The organism is Streptomyces flavofungini, from assembly GCF_030388665.1.
Classification (GTDB): Bacteria; Actinomycetota; Actinomycetes; order Streptomycetales; family Streptomycetaceae; genus Streptomyces; species Streptomyces flavofungini_A.
Genome location: NZ_CP128846.1, coordinates 6,578,116 through 6,597,077 on the forward strand (window position 1 = coordinate 6,578,116; position 18,962 = coordinate 6,597,077).

At 70.9% G+C, this 18,962-nt stretch carries 15 protein-coding genes; 10 read left to right on the plus strand and 5 right to left on the minus strand.

The genetic code is table 11. The features are described from left to right. Positions 1-25: 25 nt before the first annotated feature. Positions 26-1,237, minus strand: coding sequence for an alpha/beta hydrolase (locus QUY26_RS28065; RefSeq protein WP_289951396.1), 1,212 nt, complete (start codon positions 1,235-1,237; stop codon positions 26-28). A 337-nt stretch (positions 1,238-1,574) separates the two neighbouring features. Then, positions 1,575-2,207 (minus strand): TetR/AcrR family transcriptional regulator, encoded by a 633-nt coding sequence (locus QUY26_RS28070; protein ID WP_289951398.1) that lies wholly within the window; start codon positions 2,205-2,207, stop codon positions 1,575-1,577. A gap of 142 nt (positions 2,208-2,349) precedes the next feature. Between QUY26_RS28070 and QUY26_RS28075 the strand changes: the two genes are divergently transcribed. Then, positions 2,350-3,984, plus strand: coding sequence for an MFS transporter (locus QUY26_RS28075; RefSeq protein ID WP_289951399.1), 1,635 nt, complete (start codon positions 2,350-2,352; stop codon positions 3,982-3,984). Between the two features lie 252 nt (positions 3,985-4,236). Then, positions 4,237-4,650, plus strand: a complete 414-nt coding sequence (locus tag QUY26_RS28080; protein WP_289951400.1) for a peptidase inhibitor family I36 protein — start codon at positions 4,237-4,239, stop codon at positions 4,648-4,650. On the opposite strand, the gene QUY26_RS28085 is transcribed toward QUY26_RS28080, so the two are convergent. Both QUY26_RS28085 and aceE read right to left on the minus strand, forming a co-directional pair. Further along, positions 4,631-5,440: a potassium channel family protein gene (locus tag QUY26_RS28085; protein WP_289951401.1), complete on the minus strand. Its 810-nt coding sequence runs from the start codon at positions 5,438-5,440 to the stop codon at positions 4,631-4,633. The two genes, QUY26_RS28080 and QUY26_RS28085, sit on opposite strands and share 20 nt — an antisense overlap. A 102-nt stretch (positions 5,441-5,542) precedes the next feature. Next, a complete protein-coding gene (aceE, locus tag QUY26_RS28090; protein WP_289951404.1) occupies positions 5,543-8,290 on the minus strand; it encodes a pyruvate dehydrogenase (acetyl-transferring), homodimeric type in 2,748 nt (915 codons plus the stop codon). A gap of 452 nt (positions 8,291-8,742) precedes the next feature. Between aceE and QUY26_RS28095 the strand changes: the two genes are divergently transcribed. The 6 genes from QUY26_RS28095 (at position 8,743) to QUY26_RS28120 (ending at position 13,702) form a co-directional block, all read left to right on the plus strand. Then, the gene (locus QUY26_RS28095; protein ID WP_289951406.1) at positions 8,743-9,174 is read left to right on the plus strand and encodes a DUF3052 domain-containing protein; all 432 of its coding nucleotides are present in this window, start codon (positions 8,743-8,745) and stop codon (positions 9,172-9,174) included. Between the two features lie 399 nt (positions 9,175-9,573). After that, positions 9,574-10,032 (plus strand): peroxiredoxin, encoded by a 459-nt coding sequence (locus tag QUY26_RS28100; protein WP_030358528.1) that lies wholly within the window; start codon positions 9,574-9,576, stop codon positions 10,030-10,032. A gap of 115 nt (positions 10,033-10,147) precedes the next feature. Continuing rightward, positions 10,148-10,723, plus strand: a complete 576-nt coding sequence (locus QUY26_RS28105) for a TerD family protein (RefSeq protein WP_289951411.1) — start codon at positions 10,148-10,150, stop codon at positions 10,721-10,723. 147 nt (positions 10,724-10,870) lie between these two features. Further along, complete coding sequence (locus QUY26_RS28110; RefSeq protein ID WP_030358526.1) at positions 10,871-11,446, plus strand: TerD family protein; 576 nt, start codon at positions 10,871-10,873, stop codon at positions 11,444-11,446. Between the two features lie 145 nt (positions 11,447-11,591). Further along, entirely contained in the window at positions 11,592-12,734 is a 1,143-nt protein-coding gene (locus tag QUY26_RS28115; protein ID WP_289951413.1) for a DUF475 domain-containing protein, read from the plus strand. Between the two features lie 221 nt (positions 12,735-12,955). Continuing rightward, positions 12,956-13,702, plus strand: a complete 747-nt coding sequence (locus tag QUY26_RS28120; protein WP_289951415.1) for a TerD family protein — start codon at positions 12,956-12,958, stop codon at positions 13,700-13,702. Between the two features lie 43 nt (positions 13,703-13,745). Here the strand turns inward: QUY26_RS28120 and QUY26_RS28125 are convergent, their stop codons facing one another. Beyond that, positions 13,746-14,642 carry a TerD family protein gene (locus QUY26_RS28125; RefSeq protein WP_289951417.1) on the minus strand — a complete coding sequence of 299 codons (897 nt, stop codon included), beginning with the start codon at positions 14,640-14,642 and terminating at the stop codon, positions 13,746-13,748. Positions 14,643-14,987: 345 nt separating this feature from the next. Between QUY26_RS28125 and QUY26_RS28130 the strand changes: the two genes are divergently transcribed. Both QUY26_RS28130 and QUY26_RS28135 read left to right on the plus strand, forming a co-directional pair. Continuing rightward, positions 14,988-16,154 (plus strand): HpcH/HpaI aldolase/citrate lyase family protein, encoded by a 1,167-nt coding sequence (locus QUY26_RS28130; RefSeq protein WP_289951418.1) that lies wholly within the window; start codon positions 14,988-14,990, stop codon positions 16,152-16,154. A 29-nt stretch (positions 16,155-16,183) separates the two neighbouring features. Beyond that, positions 16,184-18,856 carry a phosphoribosyltransferase gene (locus QUY26_RS28135; RefSeq protein ID WP_289951419.1) on the plus strand — a complete coding sequence of 891 codons (2,673 nt, stop codon included), beginning with the start codon at positions 16,184-16,186 and terminating at the stop codon, positions 18,854-18,856. Positions 18,857-18,962: the final 106 nt, after the last annotated feature.

Sequence of the window (18,962 nt, forward strand, 5' to 3'; positions counted from 1 at the left end):
GCTGTTTCGTCGATTTCTACGCGCGTCAGGCCGCTGTCGTACCGGACATACCTTCCCGGCAGGCCACGGACTTATGGGCGCAGCGCACCTTGTCGTACGCGCCGACCCCGATCTGGGCGAAGTTGCGCAGGCTGTCCGTGCCCGGCTCGAAGTAACCCGTGTGGCCGCGGGCGCGGTCGGCGGACACCACGCGCGCGCCGAAGCCCGCGGAGACGGGGTCGGCGCCGTGGCCGAGCCCGCCGACTTCCATGTGCGGCACATCCTGGATCCAGTCGTCGCTGTCCCGTGCGGCCCAGATCCGCGCGCGGCTGCCGAGGTCCGTGGCGCTGTCGGAGCGCATGCCGGGGCTGCCCGCGACGGCGATGTCGGTGACCCGCGACGGCAGCCGGGGGGCCGCGACCCCGCACACCACGGAGCCGTAGCTGTGGCAGTAGAGCGCCACCGCGGCCCGGCCGGGCAGCGCGCTCACCAGGGAGTCGAGGCGGACCGCCCCGTCGTCGGCGCGCATCGAGGTGGCCGCGTCCACGCCGAGGCCGACGGGCGCGGTGTAGTCGGCCCAGGCGATCACGGCGGTACGCACGCGCGGGTCCACCGCGCGCTCCGCGCGGTAGAGCGACTGCGCCATGCCGACGGGCGCCGCGTACTTGCGCTGGGTGCGCTCGAAGGTGAGGACGTTCGTGTCGACTCCGGGCACCACGACCGAGACCCGTCGGGCCCGGTCGAGGTCTCCGTAGACCTCGGCCATGCGCCCCGAGCCCATCGGGTCGAAGGCGAGGACCTGGCGTTCGGGGCGCATCATCACGCCGAACCGCTTCATCCTGCGCTCCGCCTCCTGCTTGCCCACGGGCGAGAGCCGGTCGTCGTGGACGCGTTCCTTCTCGATCGCGCGTGCCTGGTGCAGGGCGACGCGGTTCGCGCGGTATCGCAGTTGTACGGGGGCGCCGTTCATGTTGCCGACGGCGAGGGGATAGCGGGTGGCGAGCCGGGTGCGCTGCTGTGCGGTGAGCGAGGCGAAGAACTGCGCGATCCTGGCCGCGGGGGCGCCGGAGTCGGGCAGGTCACGCCCGTCGATGCGGCCCCGGTCCCAGGCGGCCAGGGTGGCTTCGAGGGGCGAGCCCGCGCCTCTGTGCTGACGTACCGCGGTCCAGCCGGTGGTCGCGAGCATGACGAACACCACGGTGAGCGCGAGCAGAGCGCGCCAGACGCCGAGTTGGGGGGAGGAGTCGAAGGAAGTCACTGCGGGACACCCTAGGAGAAGCGCGAAGCCTCCCGTGCACGGGGTGAGGCAGATCACGTTTCTGGAGGGGTAATTGTGGTGAAGCGGACACTTCCCTTGCGAGTTCGTCACGCTCTGTGCGTAAGGCGCGTACGAGGCGCGCGTGCGGCGCGCGGTCACTCGGGGTGTGCCGTGGTCACTCAATGCGGGTGCGCGGGTGGGGGGCGTCGGCCGTCGGTGCGGGAGCGCGGTGGCCCCCACGCGGTCCTCACGCGGTCCTCACGCGGTCCTCGAGCGGCCCCCGAGCGGTCCTCGGCGGGCCTCGTCGCCGACCCGGTCAGTCCTCGCGCCGGTCCGGTCAGTCCTCGCGCCAGTCCGCGGCGAGCGCCGGGCCGAGGTGGTCGAGATGGGACTCCGTGATCGCGCGGATCGAGTCGACGCTGATGTCCTCGCCCGCGCCCCACAGGCGTCCGGTGACCCGCATGACGCCGCTGAACGCCGCGACCGCCACCCGGGGGCGCGGGTCGACGGCGAGGTCGACGCCCTCGCGTTCGGCGATCAGCTGCGCGGCCTGCTCCTCCACCTCGATGGAGCGGCGCAGGTGGACGGCCAGGAGCGCGGGGGTCGACTCGATCATCCGGTAGGTGCGCATGTGGAGTTCGACCGGGACGACGGCCTCGACGGCCTCGCCCACCGCGTCCCAGGAGCCGAGCACCGCCCCGCGCAGCGCCGCGAACGGGGCCTCGTCCGCGGGGCGTTCGCGCAGCGCCCGCAGGAACCGCGCCTCCACCATCTCCTGCATGGCGAATGCGGCCTCCTGCTTGCCCGCGAAGTGCCGGAAGAACGTGCGCTGGGAGACGTCGACGGCCTCGACGATCTCGTCGACCGTCGTCTCCTCGTACCCCTTGGTGGTGAACAGCTCCAGTGCCGCCCGCAGCAGAGTGTCACGCGTGCGCTGCTTCTTGCGTGCGCGCAAGCCCGGACCGGTCACGCCCGACACCCCGTCTCCTCCGCTGTTCCCGCCCGTTTGGCCAGCTCACCATACCCGTGAGGGCGCGCCTGTGAGCTAAATGACAGCGACCGACTTATGTCGCCCCCTGTCAACTGTCAGCGACTGACATTAACCTCGGCGCATGACGAGTCAGACCACCGTCGACAAGGCGGACGAGGCGCCGGAACCCGTCCCGACTTCCGCTGAGCCCAGCGCACTTGACGGCCGGCGCGGCCTGCGCGGCCATCCGTGGCTCACGCTGTTCTCCGTCGCGATCGGCGTGATGATGGTCGCCCTGGACGGCACGATCGTGGCCGTCGCCAACCCCGCCATCACCAAGGACCTCGGCGCCTCCCTCGCGGACGTCCAATGGATCACCAACGGCTACCTCCTCGCGCTCGCCGTCGCGCTCATCACCGCCGGCAAGCTCGGCGACCGCTTCGGCCACCGCCAGACCTTCCTCATCGGCGTGGTCGGCTTCGCCCTCGCCTCCGGGGCCATCGGCCTGTCCGGCAGCGTCTCCCTGGTCATCGCCTTCCGCGTGCTCCAGGGGCTGTTCGGCGCGCTTCTGATGCCGGCCGCGCTCGGCCTCCTTCGGGCCACGTTCCCGGCCGCGCAGCTCAACATGGCCATCGGCATCTGGGGCATGGTCATCGGCGCCTCCACCGCGGGCGGCCCCATCCTCGGCGGCGTCCTGGTCGAGCACGTCAACTGGCAGTCCGTGTTCTTCATCAACGTGCCGGTCGGCGTGCTCGCGCTGGTGCTCGGCGTGCTGATCCTCAAGGACCACCGGGCGCGGAACGCGCCGCGCTCCTTCGACGTGCCCGGCATCGTGCTGCTCTCGGCGGCCATGTTCGCCCTGATCTGGGCGCTCATCAAGGCGGGCGACCCGTGGGGCTGGGACAGCGGCAGGACGTGGGCGTTCCTCGGCGCCTCCGCCGTGTGCTTCGCGCTGTTCGCCTGGTGGGAGAACCGGGTCGCCGAGCCGCTGATCCCGCTCGGCCTGTTCCGCTCGGTGCCGCTGTCCGCGGGCACCGCCCTGATGGTCCTGATGGCCTTCGCCTTCATGGGCGGGCTGTTCTTCGTCACCTTCTACCTGCAGAACGTGCACGGCATGAGCCCCGTCGACAGCGGCCTGCACCTGCTGCCGCTGACGGCCATGATGATCGTCTCCTCGCCGCTCGCCGGGGCCCTGATCACCCGGTTCGGGCCGCGGGTGCCGCTGGTGGGCGGCATGGTCTGCACCGCGGTCGCGATGTTCGGCATGACCACGATGACGACGGGCACCGGCACGCTGCCGATGTCCCTCTGGTTCGCCCTCCTCGGCCTCGGCCTCGCCCCCGTCATGGTCGGCGCCACCGAAGTCATCGTGGGCAACGCCCCGTTGGAGCTCTCCGGCGTCGCGGGCGGCCTCCAGCAGGCCGGCATGCAGGTCGGCGGCAGCCTCGGCACGGCGGTCCTCGGCGCGGTCATGTCCCACACCGTCGACTCCGACCTGAAGGGCGACTGGCAGGACGCCGGGCTGCCCGGGACCCCGCCGCCCGGCCTGGACAAGGCCGCCGCGACCGGGTCCGTGCCGGAGCAGGTCGGCCAGGCCCCAGGCGTGAACGAGCGCGTACTCGGCACCATCACGGACGTCGTGCACGACACGTTCATGTCGGGCATGGGCGTGGCCTTCACGGTCGCCGGGGTCGTCGGCGTCATCGCGGCGGTGGTGGCGACGCTGACCAAGCGCGGCGCGAACGCGGAGGCGGGTGCCGGCGCCGCGCACATCTAGGGCCGCGCGTTTCCAGTGCTGCGCACCTCTTTCCAGGGCTGCGCACCCCTTTCCGGTGCTGCGCATCTCCGGTGCTGCGCACCTCTAGGGGAAATCCCGTAGCCGGGGAAAGCCGTCTCAGGGAAAGCCCTCCGGGTCCGCTCGGGGGGCTTTCGCCTATCAGGGTGAGCGGGACGAGAACCCCTTTCCGGGCCTGTGTCCCCCGGTCGAGAGTGGCGACAAGTGAGCGATACGACACGGGGGTTGACACACATGCGGACGATCACGCGATCCACCCTGCCCGCCGCCGCGGCCGGAGCCACGGCCGTCCTGGCCTTGACCACGGCCGCCCTTGCCGCCGTGGTCCTGACACCCGCGCACGCCGGGGCCGCCGGGCCGCCACGGCTCGGCGGCTGCGGCCCCGGGGAGCTGTGCCTCTGGGAGAAGGGGGGCTTCAAGGGCCAGCGGCACACGTACGAGCTGGCCGGTACGGACATCGAGAGCTGTGTCGCGCTGCCGGAGGGGGGCAGCGCGCAGGCCATCGCCAACCGCACCGGCCGGCCCGTCACGACGTACCAGTCGGCGGAGTGCGCCGAGACGGGGGAGTTCAACACCTATCCGGGCAACGGCACCTGGGCCCCTCAGTCGCCCTACAAGGTGCGGGCGTTCAAGATCTGGGAGAGCTGACCGGCGGCCCCGCCTCGCCGACGGAGCCGTCGGCCGCGGCCCGGCGGGGCACGGTGGTCTGCACGGTCGCCCCGGACAGGGTGCTGACCTGCGCGCGCAGGGCGATGACCTCCGCGGTCAGGGCCTCGATCGCGGCGGTCTGACGGCGCTCCTCGGCGTCGTCCTTCTCGAACCGGGCGATGAACCACGCCGCGATGTTGGCGGTGACGACACCGAGCAGCGCGATGCCCGACAGCATCAGGCCGACCGCGAGCGCCCGGCCGAGCCCGGTCGTCGGCGCGTGGTCGCCGTAGCCCACGGTGGTCATCGTGGTGAAGGACCACCACACGGCGTCGCCCAGCGTCTTGATGTTGCCGTCCGGCGACTCCCGCTCCACCGAGAGCACGGCCAGCGAGCCGAACATCAGCAGACCGACCACGGCTCCCACGACATACGTCGTCAGCTGTATCTGTGACGCCATCCGGGCCCGCTGCCCGACAAGGAGGAGGGTGGACACGAGCCGCAGCAGCCGCAGCGGCTGGATCATCGGCAGTATCACGGCGCACAGGTCGAGCCAGTGCGTGCGCACGAACCGGGCACGGCGCTCGGCGAGCGCGAGCCGCACCAGGTAGTCGACGGCGAACGCGCCCCAGACGGACCACTCCACCGCGGTGCACGTGTTCGTCACGGACTCGCCCGCCCCGGGCCTGACTATGGGCACGGCGTAGGCGACCGCGAAGGCCACGGAGAGCGCGAGCAGCGGGCGCTGCGTCCGGCGCTCCCAACGGACCTGTGCCGACTGTTCCTTCATGACCGCATCGTAGAAAGCCCGAAGGGCGGCGGCCACGGGGCCCGCCACCCTTCGCGCGCTGATGAGGTGTTCATACGCCAGTCATGCCGGTTGTGCCGACCGTCAGGCGTCGCCCCCGGCGGCGCCCGGGTCGGCCGCCGCCACGTCCAGGAGCTGATAGCGGTCGATCGCCTGCTTCAGGACGGAGCGGTCGACCTTGCCCTCGCGGGCCAGCTCCGTGAGCACGCCGACCACGATCGACTGGGCGTCGATGTGGAAGAAGCGGCGGGCGGCGCCCCGCGTGTCCGCGAAGCCGAAGCCGTCCGCGCCGAGCGACTGGTAGGTGCCCGGCACCCAGCGGGAGATCTGGTCGGGCACGGAGCGCATCCAGTCGGAGACGGCCACGAACGGCCCCTCGGAGCCGGTGAGCTTCCGCGTCACATAGGGGACGCGCTGCTCTTCCTCGGGGTGCAGCAGATTGTGCCGCTCCACCTCGACGGCCTCGCGGCGCAGCTCGTTCCAGGAGGTCGCCGACCAGACGTCCGCCTTGACGTTCCACTCCGAGGCGAGGATCCGCTGGGCCTCGACGGCCCACGGCACGGCGACGCCGGAGGCGAGGATCTGCGCCGGTACGGCGCCCTGCTCGCCCGCCTTGAAGCGGTAGATGCCCTTGAGGATGCCCTCGACGTCCACGTCCTCGGGCTCGGCCGGGTGCTGGATCGGCTCGTTGTAGACCGTCAGGTAGTAGAAGACGTCCTCGCCGTGCGGGTGGTCCGCCGACGAGCCGTACATCCGGCGCAGGCCGTCCTGGACGATGTGCGCGATCTCGAAGCCGAAGGCCGGGTCGTAGGCGACACAGCCCGGATTGGTCGAGGCGAGCAGCTGCGAGTGCCCGTCGGCGTGCTGCAGGCCCTCACCGGTCAGGGTCGTGCGTCCCGCGGTCGCGCCCAGGACGAATCCGCGCGCGAGCTGGTCGGCCATCTGCCAGAACTGGTCACCGGTGCGCTGGAACCCGAACATCGAGTAGAAGACGTACACGGGGATCAGCGGTTCGCCGTGGGTGGCGTAGGCCGAGCCCGCGGCGATCAGGGATGCCGTGCAGCCCGCCTCGGAGATGCCGTCGTGCAGCATCTGCCCGGTGGGGGACTCCTTGTAGGCGAGCAGCAGATCCCGGTCCACGGCCTCGTACTGCTGGCCGAGCGGGTTGTAGATCTTCGCACTCGGGAAGAACGAGTCCATGCCGAAGGTGCGGTACTCATCGGGCGCGATCAGCACGAAACGCTTGCCGATCTCCTTGTCCCGCATGAGATCCTTCAGGAGCCGCACAAACGCCATGGTGGTGGCGATGGACTGCTGCCCGGAGCCCTTCTTCACGGATGCGTACGTCTTGTCCTCGGGCAGGCGCAGCGGCTCGGAGCGCACCACGCGGGTCGGGACGTAGCCGCCGAGGCCCTTGCGGCGGTCGTGCATGTACTGGATCTCTTCCGAGTCCCGGCCCGGGTGGTAGTACGGCGGCGCGCCGTCCTCGAGCTGCTTGTCCGTGATCGGCAGGTGCAGCCGGTCGCGGAAGGCCTTGAGGTCGTCGACCGTCAGCTTCTTCATCTGGTGGGTCGCGTTGCGGCCCTCGAAGTTCGGGCCGAGCGTCCAGCCCTTGACGGTCTGGGCCAGGATCACCGTCGGCTGACCCTTGTGGGCCTTGGCCGCGGAGAACGCCGCGAAGATCTTCTTGTGGTCGTGACCGCCGCGGCCCAGATGCAGGATCTGGTCGTCGGTCATGCCCTCGACCATGGCGCGCAGCCGCTGGTCGTCACCGAAGAAGTGCTCGCGGATGTAGGCGCCGGTCTCGGTGGCGTACGTCTGGAACTGGCCGTCGGGCGTGGTGTTCAGCTTGTTGACCAGGATGCCGTCCCGGTCCTGCGCGAGCAGCGGGTCCCAACTGCGGTCCCACACCAGCTTGATGACGTTCCATCCGGCGCCGCGGAACTGCGACTCCAGCTCCTGGATGATCTTGCCGTTGCCGCGCACCGGGCCGTCCAGGCGCTGCAGGTTGCAGTTGACGACGAAGGTGAGGTTGTCGAGCCCCTCGCGCGCGGCGATGGACAGCTGCCCGAGCGACTCCGGCTCGTCCATCTCGCCGTCGCCGAGGAACGCCCAGACGTGCGACTTGGAGGTGTCGGCGATCTCGCGCGCCGCCATGTAGCGGTTCATCCGCGCCTGGAAGATCGCGCCGAGCGGGCCGAGGCCCATGGAGACCGTCGGGAACTCCCAGAAGTCCGGCATCAGGCGCGGGTGCGGATACGACGAAAGGCCGTACGGCGCCTTGGACTTCTCCTGCCGGAACGCGTCGAGCTGCTGCTCGGAGAGCCGGTCGAGGAGGAAGGCGCGGGCGTAGATGCCGGGGGACGCGTGCCCCTGGAAGAAGATCTGGTCGCCGCCGTCGCCCTCGTCCTTGCCGCGGAAGAAGTGGTTGAACCCCACGTCGTACAGCGACGCCGAGGAGGCGAAGGTGGCGATGTGGCCGCCGACCCCGATGCCCGGGCGCTGCGCGCGGGAGACCATCACGGCCGCGTTCCAGCGGGTCGCGTTCAGGACCTTGCGCTCGATCTCCTCGTTGCCGGGGAAGAACGGCTCGTCCTTGGTGGCGATCGTGTTGACGTAGTCCGTGCTGCGCATCTCGGGCACGGCGACGCGCTTCTCGCGGGCGCGCTCGATCAGGCGGAGCATCAGATAGCGGGCCCGCTCGCGGCCGCGCTCGTCGACGGCGGCGTCGAGGGAGTCGAGCCATTCCTGGGTCTCTTCTGGATCGAAATCCGGGACCTGGCTGGGAAGGCCGCCAATGATGATCGGGTTGCGATCGGATCCGGAAGCCACGCTGTTCCTTCGCTGTGTCGTCGCGCGGTGCGCGCGTTTCGGTTCGTGCTCGGGCTTGATCTCTGCTCCGGCCCTGGCGGGGCTCTGCTCGGTCCCCGGCCGGGCTCTCCTGTGGACTCTTCGGGGTCGTGTGTACGACGCTCACCATCGTCTACCCCGGCGCGGTCTACGTCATCTCTACCTCCAGGTAACCGGGACGACGGCCGCCGTCCCTGGGGTAGGCTCGGCCAAATCGCAACGATACGCCCATCCCGCCCAACGGCTCCGAGGAGCCGTCCGGCCCCTTGCGGATGCGGCCACAGTTGCGGTGACACGGTCGGGAACGTCACCGTTTCGGCGGTCTTGACGGCTGGGTACTTGCGCGATCCGTTCCGCCCGTGTGGACTACGGCCAATGCCCCTCGCACGCGCGGGGCCGAAGGCATTCCCAAGAACAAGATCAGGAGGCAATCCGTGAGCGCGACCGCGGACCACGCGGAGACGAACCTCGCCGTAAGGCTGGGGTTCCAGCCCGACATGGTGGTCCAGGAGATCGGCTACGACGACGACGCCGATCAGGAGCTCCGCGAGGCCATCGAGCAGGCCACCGGTACAGAACTCGTCGATGAGGATTACGACGACGTGGCTGACGCCGTGGTGCTCTGGTTCCGAGAGGACGACGGGGACCTGACCGATGCGCTGGTCGATGCCATCGCGTACATGGAGGAAGGCGGTTCCATCCTCCTCCTCACACCGAAGACAGGGCGCGACGGGTACGTCGAGCCCAGCGAGATCGGTGAGGCCGCAACCACGGCCGGTCTGTCCCAGACCAAGAGCATCAACGCGGGCAAGGACTGGAACGGCTCGAGGCTGATCACGCCCAAGGGAGCGGCCAAGAAGCGTTAGCTGGCCCTAGGCCCTCCGCAGCCCCCGTGAGGCCCCCGACGGTTCGTCCGTCGGGGGCCTCACGCGTTCCGTCGCGCGCCCCGGATCGCGCTGCGCGCTCGTCCTCACGCGCCGGAAGGGCTCTCTTCCACCCACCGCCCTTCCTGGGGCCCCGCCCCGGACCCCGCTCCTCGAACGCCGGAGGGGCTGAAAGCCACCCGCACGCTCCCAGCCCGCCCCGGCGATCTCCCAGCCCGTCCGGCGCGTGAGGACGAGCCGCGGAGCGGCGATCGACGGGGCCAGGGGGCGCGGCCCCCGGTTTCGGGGAAGGGGTGGGCCTGGGGCGCCCCGCGAGGGCGCGACGGCCACCCGTACGCTGGGGGGCACCCCAATGGCCCAGGCGAAGGGAAGTGGCTCCTCGTGGCGATCGAGGTCGGCGTCAAGGCTCCGGAATTCGAGCTCAAGGACAACCACGGGCGCACGGTGCGCCTCGCGGACTTCCGGGGACAGAAGAACGTGGTGCTGCTCTTCTACCCGTTCGCGTTCACCGGGGTGTGCACGGGCGAGCTCTGCGCCCTGCGCGACGAGCTGCCGAAGTTCGTCAACGACGACACCCAGCTGCTCGCCGTGTCCAACGACTCCATCCACACCCTGCGCGTCTTCGCCGAGCAGGAGGGCCTGGAGTACCCGCTCCTGTCGGACTTCTGGCCGCACGGCGAGACCTCGCGGGCGTACGGCGTCTTCGACGAGGACAAGGGCTGCGCGGTGCGCGGCACCTTCATCATCGACAAGGACGGCGTCGTGCGCTGGACCGTGGTCAACGGCCTGCCCGACGCGCGGGACCTGAACGAGTACGTGAAGGCGCTTCAGAACCTCTGAGAACACCCGTGTGGAAGCCTGTGGCCACCGGGAACCGGTCACTAGGATCCACACGTTGATCCGATGGCAAGCACGACTGGGGCTCCCCGCCCCTGGACACTATTTGGGAGGACTCGTGGGAGTCAGCCTCAGCAAGGGCGGCAACGTATCTCTGAGCAAGGAGGCGCCCGGCCTGACCGCCGTCACGGTCGGCCTCGGCTGGGACGTCCGCACCACCACCGGTCAGGACTTCGACCTGGACGCCAGCGCCATCCTGACGAACGCGGAGGGCAAGGTCAGCAGTGACGCCAACTTCGTGTTCTTCAACAACCTGAAGAGCCCCGACGGCTCCGTGGAGCACACCGGCGACAACATCACCGGTGAGGGCGAGGGCGACGACGAGCAGATCAAGGTCAACCTCGCCGCCGTCCCCGCGGACATCGAGAAGATCGTCTTCCCGGTCTCGATCTACGACGCCGAGAACCGCCAGCAGTCCTTCGGCCAGGTCCGCAACGCCTTCATCCGCGTGGTGAACCAGGCCGGCGAGGTGGAGCTCGCCCGCTACGACCTCTCCGAGGACGCCTCCACGGAGACGGCCATGGTCTTCGGCGAGCTGTACCGCCACGGCGCGGAGTGGAAGTTCCGCGCCGTCGGCCAGGGCTACGCCTCGGGCCTGCGCGGCATCGCGCAGGACTTCGGCGTCAACGTCTGAGCCGAGCAGTATCCAGCCGAGCAGTCCGGCGCCGCACACGACAGGTGCGGCGCCGGACGTGCTCGGCATCGCAAGGCCGCCGTGCCCGGGCCCGCGCGCCCGGGCACGGCGGCAGCCACACGCAGCACCTCGGGGAGGACCAGCATCATGGGCGTCACGCTCGCCAAGGGAGGCAATGTCTCTCTGTCCAAGGCCGCACCCGATCTCACGAAGGTGATGGTCGGCCTCGGCTGGGACGCTCGCTCCACCACCGGAGCCCCGTTCGACCTGGACGCCAGCGCACTGCTGTGCCAGTCGGGCCGGGTCCTCGGCGACGAGTGGTTCGTGTTCTACAACAACCTGACGAGCCCCGACGGCTCCGTCGAGCACACCGGGGACAACCTCACCGGCGAGGGCGACGGCGACGACGAGTCGCTGATCCTCGATCTCACCAAGGTCCCGGCCCACTGCGACAAGATCGTCTTCCCGGTCTCCATTCATGACGCGGACAACCGGGGCCAGACATTCGGCCAGGTCAGCAACGCGTTCATCCGCGTGGTGAACCAGGCGGACGGCCAGGAGCTCGCCCGCTACGACCTGAGTGAAGACGCCTCCACGGAGACCGCGATGATCTTCGGAGAGGTGTATCGGTACGGCGGCGAGTGGAAGTTCCGCGCTGTCGGGCAGGGGTACGCGTCCGGCCTGCGGGGCATCGCTCTAGACTTCGGAGTCAATGTTTCCTAAAGGACTCTCCCCGGGATCCCCAAACGGCTGACGGTCCACCCGGCAGCCGACTGAGGGGCCCGGGGGCACCCCCTGGTGACGGCTTCGCGAAGCCCGAGCCGGGGACGGCGCGGGGGAGACCCGTACACACACGATTGGGTAGCCAGTGGTTCTGAAAACCTTCGGCTGGTCGTTCGCAGTTACTGCGCTCGGCCTGGTCGCAGCGGTGCTCTTTGGGGGGTGGACGGCGTTCGGGATCGTGGCGATCCTGTCCATCCTCGAGATCTCGCTGTCCTTCGACAACGCGGTGGTCAACGCCGGAATCCTGAAGAAGATGAATGCCTTCTGGCAGAAGATCTTCCTCACCATCGGCATCCTCATCGCCGTCTTCGGCATGCGCCTCGTCTTCCCGGTCGTGATCGTCGCCGTCAGCGCGAGCATGGGCCCGATCGAAGCGGTCAAGCTCGCGCTCAACGACAAGGACCAGTACCAGCAGCTGGTCACCGACGCGCACCCGTCGATCGCGGCGTTCGGTGGCATGTTCCTGCTGATGATCTTCCTCGACTTCGTCTTCGAGGACCGGGACATCAAGTGGCTCGGCTGGCTCGAGCGCCCGCTGGCCAAGCTCGGCAAGGTCGACATGCTGTCGGTGTGCATCGGGCTCATCGTCCTGCTCGTCTCGTCGATGACCTTCGCCAAGCACGCGCACCAGCACGGGGGCACCCACGCCGACAAGGCGGAGACCGTCCTGATCTCCGGCGTAGCGGGTCTCATCACCTATCTCATCGTGGGCGGACTCTCCAGCTACTTCGAGAACAAGCTGGAGGAAGAGGAGGAGCGCGAGCACGAGGCCGAGGAGGAGGCCAGGGCCAAGGGCAAGCAGGTCTCCGTGATCCGGCTCTCCGGCAAGGCCGCGTTCTTCATGTTCCTCTACCTGGAGGTCCTGGACGCGTCGTTCTCCTTCGACGGCGTCATCGGCGCCTTCGCGGTCACCAACGACATCGTCCTGATGGCGCTCGGCCTCGGCATCGGCGCGATGTACGTCCGGTCGCTCACGGTCTACCTGGTCCGCCAGGGCACCCTCGACGACTACGTCTACCTGGAGCACGGCGCGCACTACGCCATCGGCGCCCTCGCCGCGGTCCTGCTGATCACGATCCAGTACGAGATCCACGAGCTCATCACCGGCTCGATCGGCGTGCTCCTGATCGGAGCCTCCTTCTGGTCGTCCGTGCGCCGCAACAAGCGGCTCGCGGCCGAGGAGGGCTCCGGCTCGGACGAGAAGGCAGAGGTCCCCTCCGGCGTGTAGCGGTCCTGCCGCCCCGAACACCGCGATGGCGGCGTCCCCGACCCGGGGGCGCCGCCATCGGCGTACCCGGGGTGACGTACGGTGAGCCGACTTCGGGATCCGGACGTGTGGAGCCCGCTTCCGCGAGGAACGCTCTTGTGCGGGGCGGTGGTTGAGGCATGGCCCGGGGGCCGCCCCGAGACGTACGACAAGCAGCGCGGGGCCTTACTTGTGGGGGTGGCATGTCCTTCTGGGACGGTCTGCGGCCGGGGCGTTCGATGGACTTCGCATCGGGCAGCGCCGCGACCAACTCCATCGAACTGACCAAACGGCATCCGACGGTCTCCCTGACCAAACAGGGCGCCGCCACGGGCAATCTGCGCGTCACCCTGACGTGGCAGATGCGCACGTCCGACCTCGTCGGCAAGAAGCGCGGGGGCGGCAGCCTGCTGCGGCACCCGCTGAAGATGTTCCAGCCGGAGCCGGTGCAGGCGCACACCCAGAGCATGGTCAACGTGGACCTCGACCTGGGCTGTCTGTACGAGCTGGCCGACGGCAGCAAGGGGGTGGTGCAGCCCCTCGGCAACTTCTTCGGGAGCCTCAACTCCCCGCCGTACGTGAAGGGCAGCGGCGACGACCGGTTCGGCTCCGGCTCCGGCGAGACGCTCTACGTCAACCTCGACCACCGCGAGTCGATCAAGCGCCTGCTCGTCTTCGTCTACATCTACGACCAGACGCCCGCCTTCGACCGCACCCACGCCAAGGTGACGCTCTACCCCAGCAACGGCCCGCGCGTGGAGATCGACCTGGAGGAGCGCGCCCCGCAGGCCCGCTCCTGCGCGGTCCTCACGATCGAGAACATCAAGGACGAGCTGATCGTGCGCCGCGAGGTGCGGTACGTGTACGGCTTCCAGGCCGAGCTCGACCGGCTGTACGGCTGGGGGCTGCAGTGGGGCCGCGGCTACAAGACCAAGGTGGGCGGCACCTGAGCCGCCCCGCGGGACCGATCGAGCGGGGCGGGCGCCGCCCCGCTCAGCGCGGCAGGAACTGCGGCCCCTGCGGCGGCAGCCGGAAGTTCGGGTCGGGCACCGGCGCGGGCACGACCGGATGCGGGTAGCCGTAGGCCGGCACGGGGGGCTGGGTGGGCGCGGGCTGCGGGTAGCCGTAGGAGGGCTGGGGCGCGGGGTAGCGCGGCGGCTGGGGCGGGTAGCCGTACGCCGGCTGGGGGGCAGGGGGCGCGGGCGGTGCGGCGGCCGGGTACGGGACCGCGGGCTCGGCGGGCGGCAGGGAGTGCGCCGGGGGCACCGGGGCGGGGCCCGTCGTCCCCAGGCGCTGTGTCTGCGGCAGGGAGGCGTCGGGCGTCGGCTCGGGCACGGCCTCCGACTCGTCCACGGAGATGCCGAAGTCGGTGGCGAGGCCCACCAGGCCGTTGGAGTAGCCCTCGCCGAGGGCGCGGAACTTCCAGCCCTCACCGCGGCGGTACAGCTCCCCGCAGATCAGCGCGGTCTCGGCGCCCGTCTCCGGGGTGATGTCGAAGTAGGCGAGCGGCTCGGCGTCGGCCGCGGCCGGGGCGGCGTCGTACAGCAGGATCCGCAGGGCGTGGACGTGCTCGAAGGGCACGTCGTCGGCGGACGCGACGAGCAGCACCTGGCCCACCGCCGGGTCCAGGCCCGCGAGATCGGTCTGGACGGTGTCCGTCAGGCCCTCGGCGACCCGCTTCTTGCCCAGGCGCCAGACCTTGCCGGAGGGGTGGCGCGGCTGGTTGTAGAAGACGAAGTCCTCGTCGGAACGCACCCGCCCCCCGGGACCGAGGAGCAGCGCCGACGCGTCGACGTCGGGGGCGCCCTGGCGCGGCGTCCAGCGCAGCACGGCGCGGACGGCGGTGGCTTCGAGCGGGATGTTCGACCCCTTCGACATCGCGTGCGTCATGCGGTCATCCTGCCTTCCTGGTCCGGAGCCGGACAACGCGGGGCCCCGGGCTGCGCCCGCCCGGCAGCCCGGCCCCGCGACCGGGCGTACGCTTTCGGACACATGCCCCACACCGGCACCGCCCTGCCCGTGTCCTGCCCGTCTTGTGGCCTATGACACCTGCCTGTGCCGGTGTGGGGCACTCGTGTGCGACATGGCCGGGTTACCTGAATTTCATGCCCGGAGGGAACCTCCGACACCCGCCCCTACGTACTATTACCGGCCGCATCACTTCGGATCGCGTCGACGATACGTCGGGTCGCGTCGGCGATACGGGCGATATCAGGAGAATCCCAGGGGAACCCCATGCGTCATTTCGGGCACATAGCCCCAGAGGTGCGAGAGCGCCTCTTTCACCGGGAGCCGTGTGCCTTCACCGCGGACTCCCCGCCGCAGCTGCTCGCGGTGGCTCTCGGTGCCACGCTGTACAGCCCGGCCACCCGGCCGCGGCTCGCGGACGACATCCTCAAGCAATCAAGCCGTGGCGTGATCTCGATGGTCATCTGCCTGGAGGACTCCATCGGCGACGCGGACGTCGTGGCCGCCGAGGAGAACCTGATCCGGCACTTCGTGGACCTCGCCGAGCGCCCGGACGCCGAGCCGCCGCTCCTGTTCATCCGGGTCCGCACCCCCGGGCAGATCCCTGACCTGGCCCGCAGGCTCGGCCCCGCGATCCGCCTGCTGTCCGGATTCGTACTGCCGAAATTCACCGAGGAGCGCGGCGTCCCGTTCCTGGAGTCCCTCACGGCCGCCGAGGCCGCCACCGGGCGCCGCCTGTTCGCGATGCCGGTCCTCGAATCGCCCCAGCTGCTGTATCTGGAGAGCCGCGCCGAGATCATCGCCGGCATCTCCCGCACCGTCGACAAGTACCGCGACCGGGTGCTCGCGCTGCGCCTCGGCGTCACCGACTTCTGCTCCGCGTACGCCCTGCGCAGACCCCCGCACATGACGGCGTACGACGTCCAGATCGTCGCGTCCGTCATCGCCGACGTGGTCAACCACCTCGGCCGGGCCGACGGCACGGGCTTCACCGTCACCGGGCCCGTCTGGGAGTACTTCCGCGTCCAGGAGCGGATGTTCAAGCCGCAGTTGCGCCAGAGCCCCTTCCTCCAGGTCCGCGCCGAGGAGCTGCGCCAGGCCCTGCTCGAGCACGACCTGGACGGCCTGCTGCGCGAGATCGAGCTGGACCGGGCCAACGGACTGCTCGGCAAGACCTGCATCCACCCCTCCCACGTCCTGCCCGTGCACGCCCTGTCGGTCGTCAGCCACGAGGAGTTCAGCGACGCGCAGGACATCCTGCGCCCGGAGCGGGACGGCGGCGGCGTCATGCGGTCCGCGTACACGAACAAGATGAACGAGGTGAAGCCGCACCGCGCCTGGGCCGAGCGGACCCTGCGCCGCGCGGAGGTCTTCGGCGTCGCGCGCGAGGACGTCGGCTTCGTGGAACTGCTCAGCGCGGGGTTGCCCTCGTGAGCGGTGTGAGGAAGCACGGGGGTGCCCCCGTGACGGACGTGAGGAAGACGGACGACGTGGTGTGGTCGGGTACGTGGGTCGCCGAGCGGCTCGGGGTCGAGCTGGTCGAAGCCGGGGGTGCCGGGGGAGCGGGGGGTGCTGGGGGAGCCGGGCCCGTCGGGACCGGTGCGGAGGAGGTCGCCGGGCCGGGGCCGCTGAAGGAGCTGCTCGGGCTCGCCCTGCGCCGCAACCCCAAGCGGGCACACCTGCTCGTGTCGAACGTCCTCGGCAAGCACGTGCCGCAGCACCCTTCGGTGATCTGGCGCTCCGGGTACGACCTCGGTGTGCGCGTCCGCGACCTGCTCGGCCCGGACGAGGCCGCCCGCGCCGTCGTCCTCGGCTACGCGGAGACGGCGACCGGCCTCGGCCACAGCGTCGCCGACGGCCTCGCCCACGCCCCCTACCTGCACTCCACCCGCCGCCCCGTGCCCGGCGTCGAGCGCGCGGGCGGCTTCGAGGAGTCCCACTCCCACGCCACCTCCCACCTGCTGCTCCCCGAGGACCCCCGGCTGCTCGCGGGCGACGGCGCCCTCGTCCTGGTCGACGACGAGTTCTCCACCGGCAACACGGTCCTGAACACCATCCGCGACCTGCACGAGAGCTTCCCGCGCGAGCGGTACGTCATCGTCGCCCTGGTCGACATGCGCGCTCCCGAGGACCGGGCCCGCCTCGACGCCTTCGCCCGCGACCTCGGCGCCCGCGTCGACCTGATCGCGCTCGCCTCCGGCACGGTGCGGCTGCCCGCCGACGTCCTGGCGAAGGGGCAGGCGCTGGTCGCCGAGCACGAGACGGCGGCGGTGCCGGCACCCGCGCCCGCGCCGGACGACGGCCTGGCGCCCGTCACCCGCGTCGACCTGGGCTGGCCCGCCAGGGTGCCCGACGGCGGCAGGCACGGCTTCACCGCCGCGCACCGGGCGCGCCTGGACGCGGCGCTGCCGGACATGGCGGGGCGGATCGCGGCCGCGCTGCCGCAGGGGGCCCGCCGGGTCCTCGTGCTCGGCTTCGAGGAGCTGATGTACGCGCCGCTGGCGCTGGGCGTGGCTCTGGAGCGGAGGCTGGGCGGGGGTGCCGGTGCCGATGGCGTGGGTGGTGGTGCGGACGGTGCGGGTGCCGGTGCGGAGGGCGCGGGCGTGGAGGTCCGGTACTCCACGACCACCCGCTCGCCCGTCCTCGCCGTCGACGACCCCGGCTACGCCATCCGCACCCGCCTCGTCTTCCCGGCGCACGACGACCCGGCCGACGGGCCGGGCGCGCGGTACGCGTACAACGTGGCGGGCGGCGGCTTCGACGCGATCGTCGCGGTCGTGGACTCGGTCGCGGACACGGACCGGCTGCACGCGCCCGACGGCCTCCTTGCCCAGCTGTCCGCGCACACCGCGCAGGTGCTGCTCGCGGTCGTGCCCTCGTACGTCCCCGCGTACGCCCCGGACCTCGCGGACACCGACGCCCGCACCACCCCCCGCACCACCGAAAGGCCCTCCTCCGTGCTGCCCGACCCCCTCCGAGGCCCCGCCTTCTCCTCCTACGCGCCCGACGACGTCGGCTGGCTCCTTCAGGACCTGTCGGACGTCACGCTCGAAGCGCCGACCGAGGAGCGTGAGGAGGCCATCCAGAGCGGCGGCGCGCACTACGCCGAGTCGCTGCCGGTCGAGTACCAGCCGAGCCCGCGCTACCAGGAGCTGTTCCGGGCCGCGCTCGACACCTCGGCGGCCAGGATCGCGCAGGCCGTCGGCACGGTCACCGAGACGGTCCTCGCCGAGCACGCCTCCCGCCTCGGCGGCACCGGCCGCCCCGTCCTGGTCTCCCTGGCCCGCGCGGGCACCCCCGTCGGCGTCCTGATGCGCCGCTGGGCACAGCTCCGGCGCGGCCTGGACCTGCCGCACTACGCCGTGTCCATCGTGCGCGGCCGCGGCATCGACGCCAACGCGCTGCGCTGGCTCGCCGACCACCACGACCCGGCCGACGTCGTCTTCGTCGACGGCTGGACCGGCAAGGGCGCCATCACCCGTGAACTCGCCGCCGCGATCGAGGAGTTCGAGGCCGCGGGCGGCGCCCACGGCTTCGACCCCGCGGTGGCGGTGCTCGCCGACCCCGGCTCCTGCGTGCGCACCTACGGCACCCGCGAGGACTTCCTCATCCCGTCCGCGTGCCTCAACTCCACGGTGTCCGGACTGATATCGCGCACGGTGCTGCGCGCCGACCTGGTCGGTCCGAACGACTTCCACGGCGCGAAGTTCTACCGCGACCTCGCGGACGCCGACGTCTCCGGTGACTTCGTGGCCGCCGTAGCCGCCCGCTTCGACGAGGTGGCCGACACCGTGGACGTCCAGGTCAAGGAGCTCCTGGCCGCGGACCGCGAGCCCACCTGGGAGGGCTGGGCCGCCGTCGAGCGCATCAGCGAGGAGTACGGCATCCACGACGTGAACCTCGTCAAGCCCGGCGTCGGCGAGACCACCCGGGTGCTGCTGCGCCGCGTCCCGTGGAAGATCCTCGCCCGCCAGGGCGCGGGCGCCGACCTCGACCACGTCCGGCTGCTCGCCGAGCAGCGCGGCGTACCCGTCGAGGAGGTCGCCGAACTCCCCTACACCTGCGTGGGGTTGATCCACCCCAAGTACACGCGCGGCGCGACCGGCGCCGACGGCAAGGCGGTGACGAGCGCATGAGCACTCCGCGTACGCCTTCCGCCGCCGGCGCGGCCCTCGGCTCCGCGGGCCCCCGCCCGCTGGTCGCGAGCGACCTCGACCGCACCCTCATCTACTCCGCCGCCGC

Coding starts and splice junctions, on each gene's coding strand:
- QUY26_RS28075 (WP_289951399.1), top strand. CDS start 2,350: ATGACGAGTCAGACCACCGTCGACAAGGCGGACGAGGCGCCGGAACCC.
- QUY26_RS28080 (WP_289951400.1), top strand. CDS start 4,237: ATGCGGACGATCACGCGATCCACCCTGCCCGCCGCCGCGGCCGGAGCC.
- QUY26_RS28130 (WP_289951418.1), top strand. CDS start 14,988: ATGCGTCATTTCGGGCACATAGCCCCAGAGGTGCGAGAGCGCCTCTTT.
- QUY26_RS28085 (WP_289951401.1), bottom strand. CDS start 5,440: ATGAAGGAACAGTCGGCACAGGTCCGTTGGGAGCGCCGGACGCAGCGC.
- QUY26_RS28110 (WP_030358526.1), top strand. CDS start 10,871: ATGGGCGTCACGCTCGCCAAGGGAGGCAATGTCTCTCTGTCCAAGGCC.
- QUY26_RS28120 (WP_289951415.1), top strand. CDS start 12,956: ATGTCCTTCTGGGACGGTCTGCGGCCGGGGCGTTCGATGGACTTCGCA.
- QUY26_RS28125 (WP_289951417.1), bottom strand. CDS start 14,642: ATGACGCACGCGATGTCGAAGGGGTCGAACATCCCGCTCGAAGCCACC.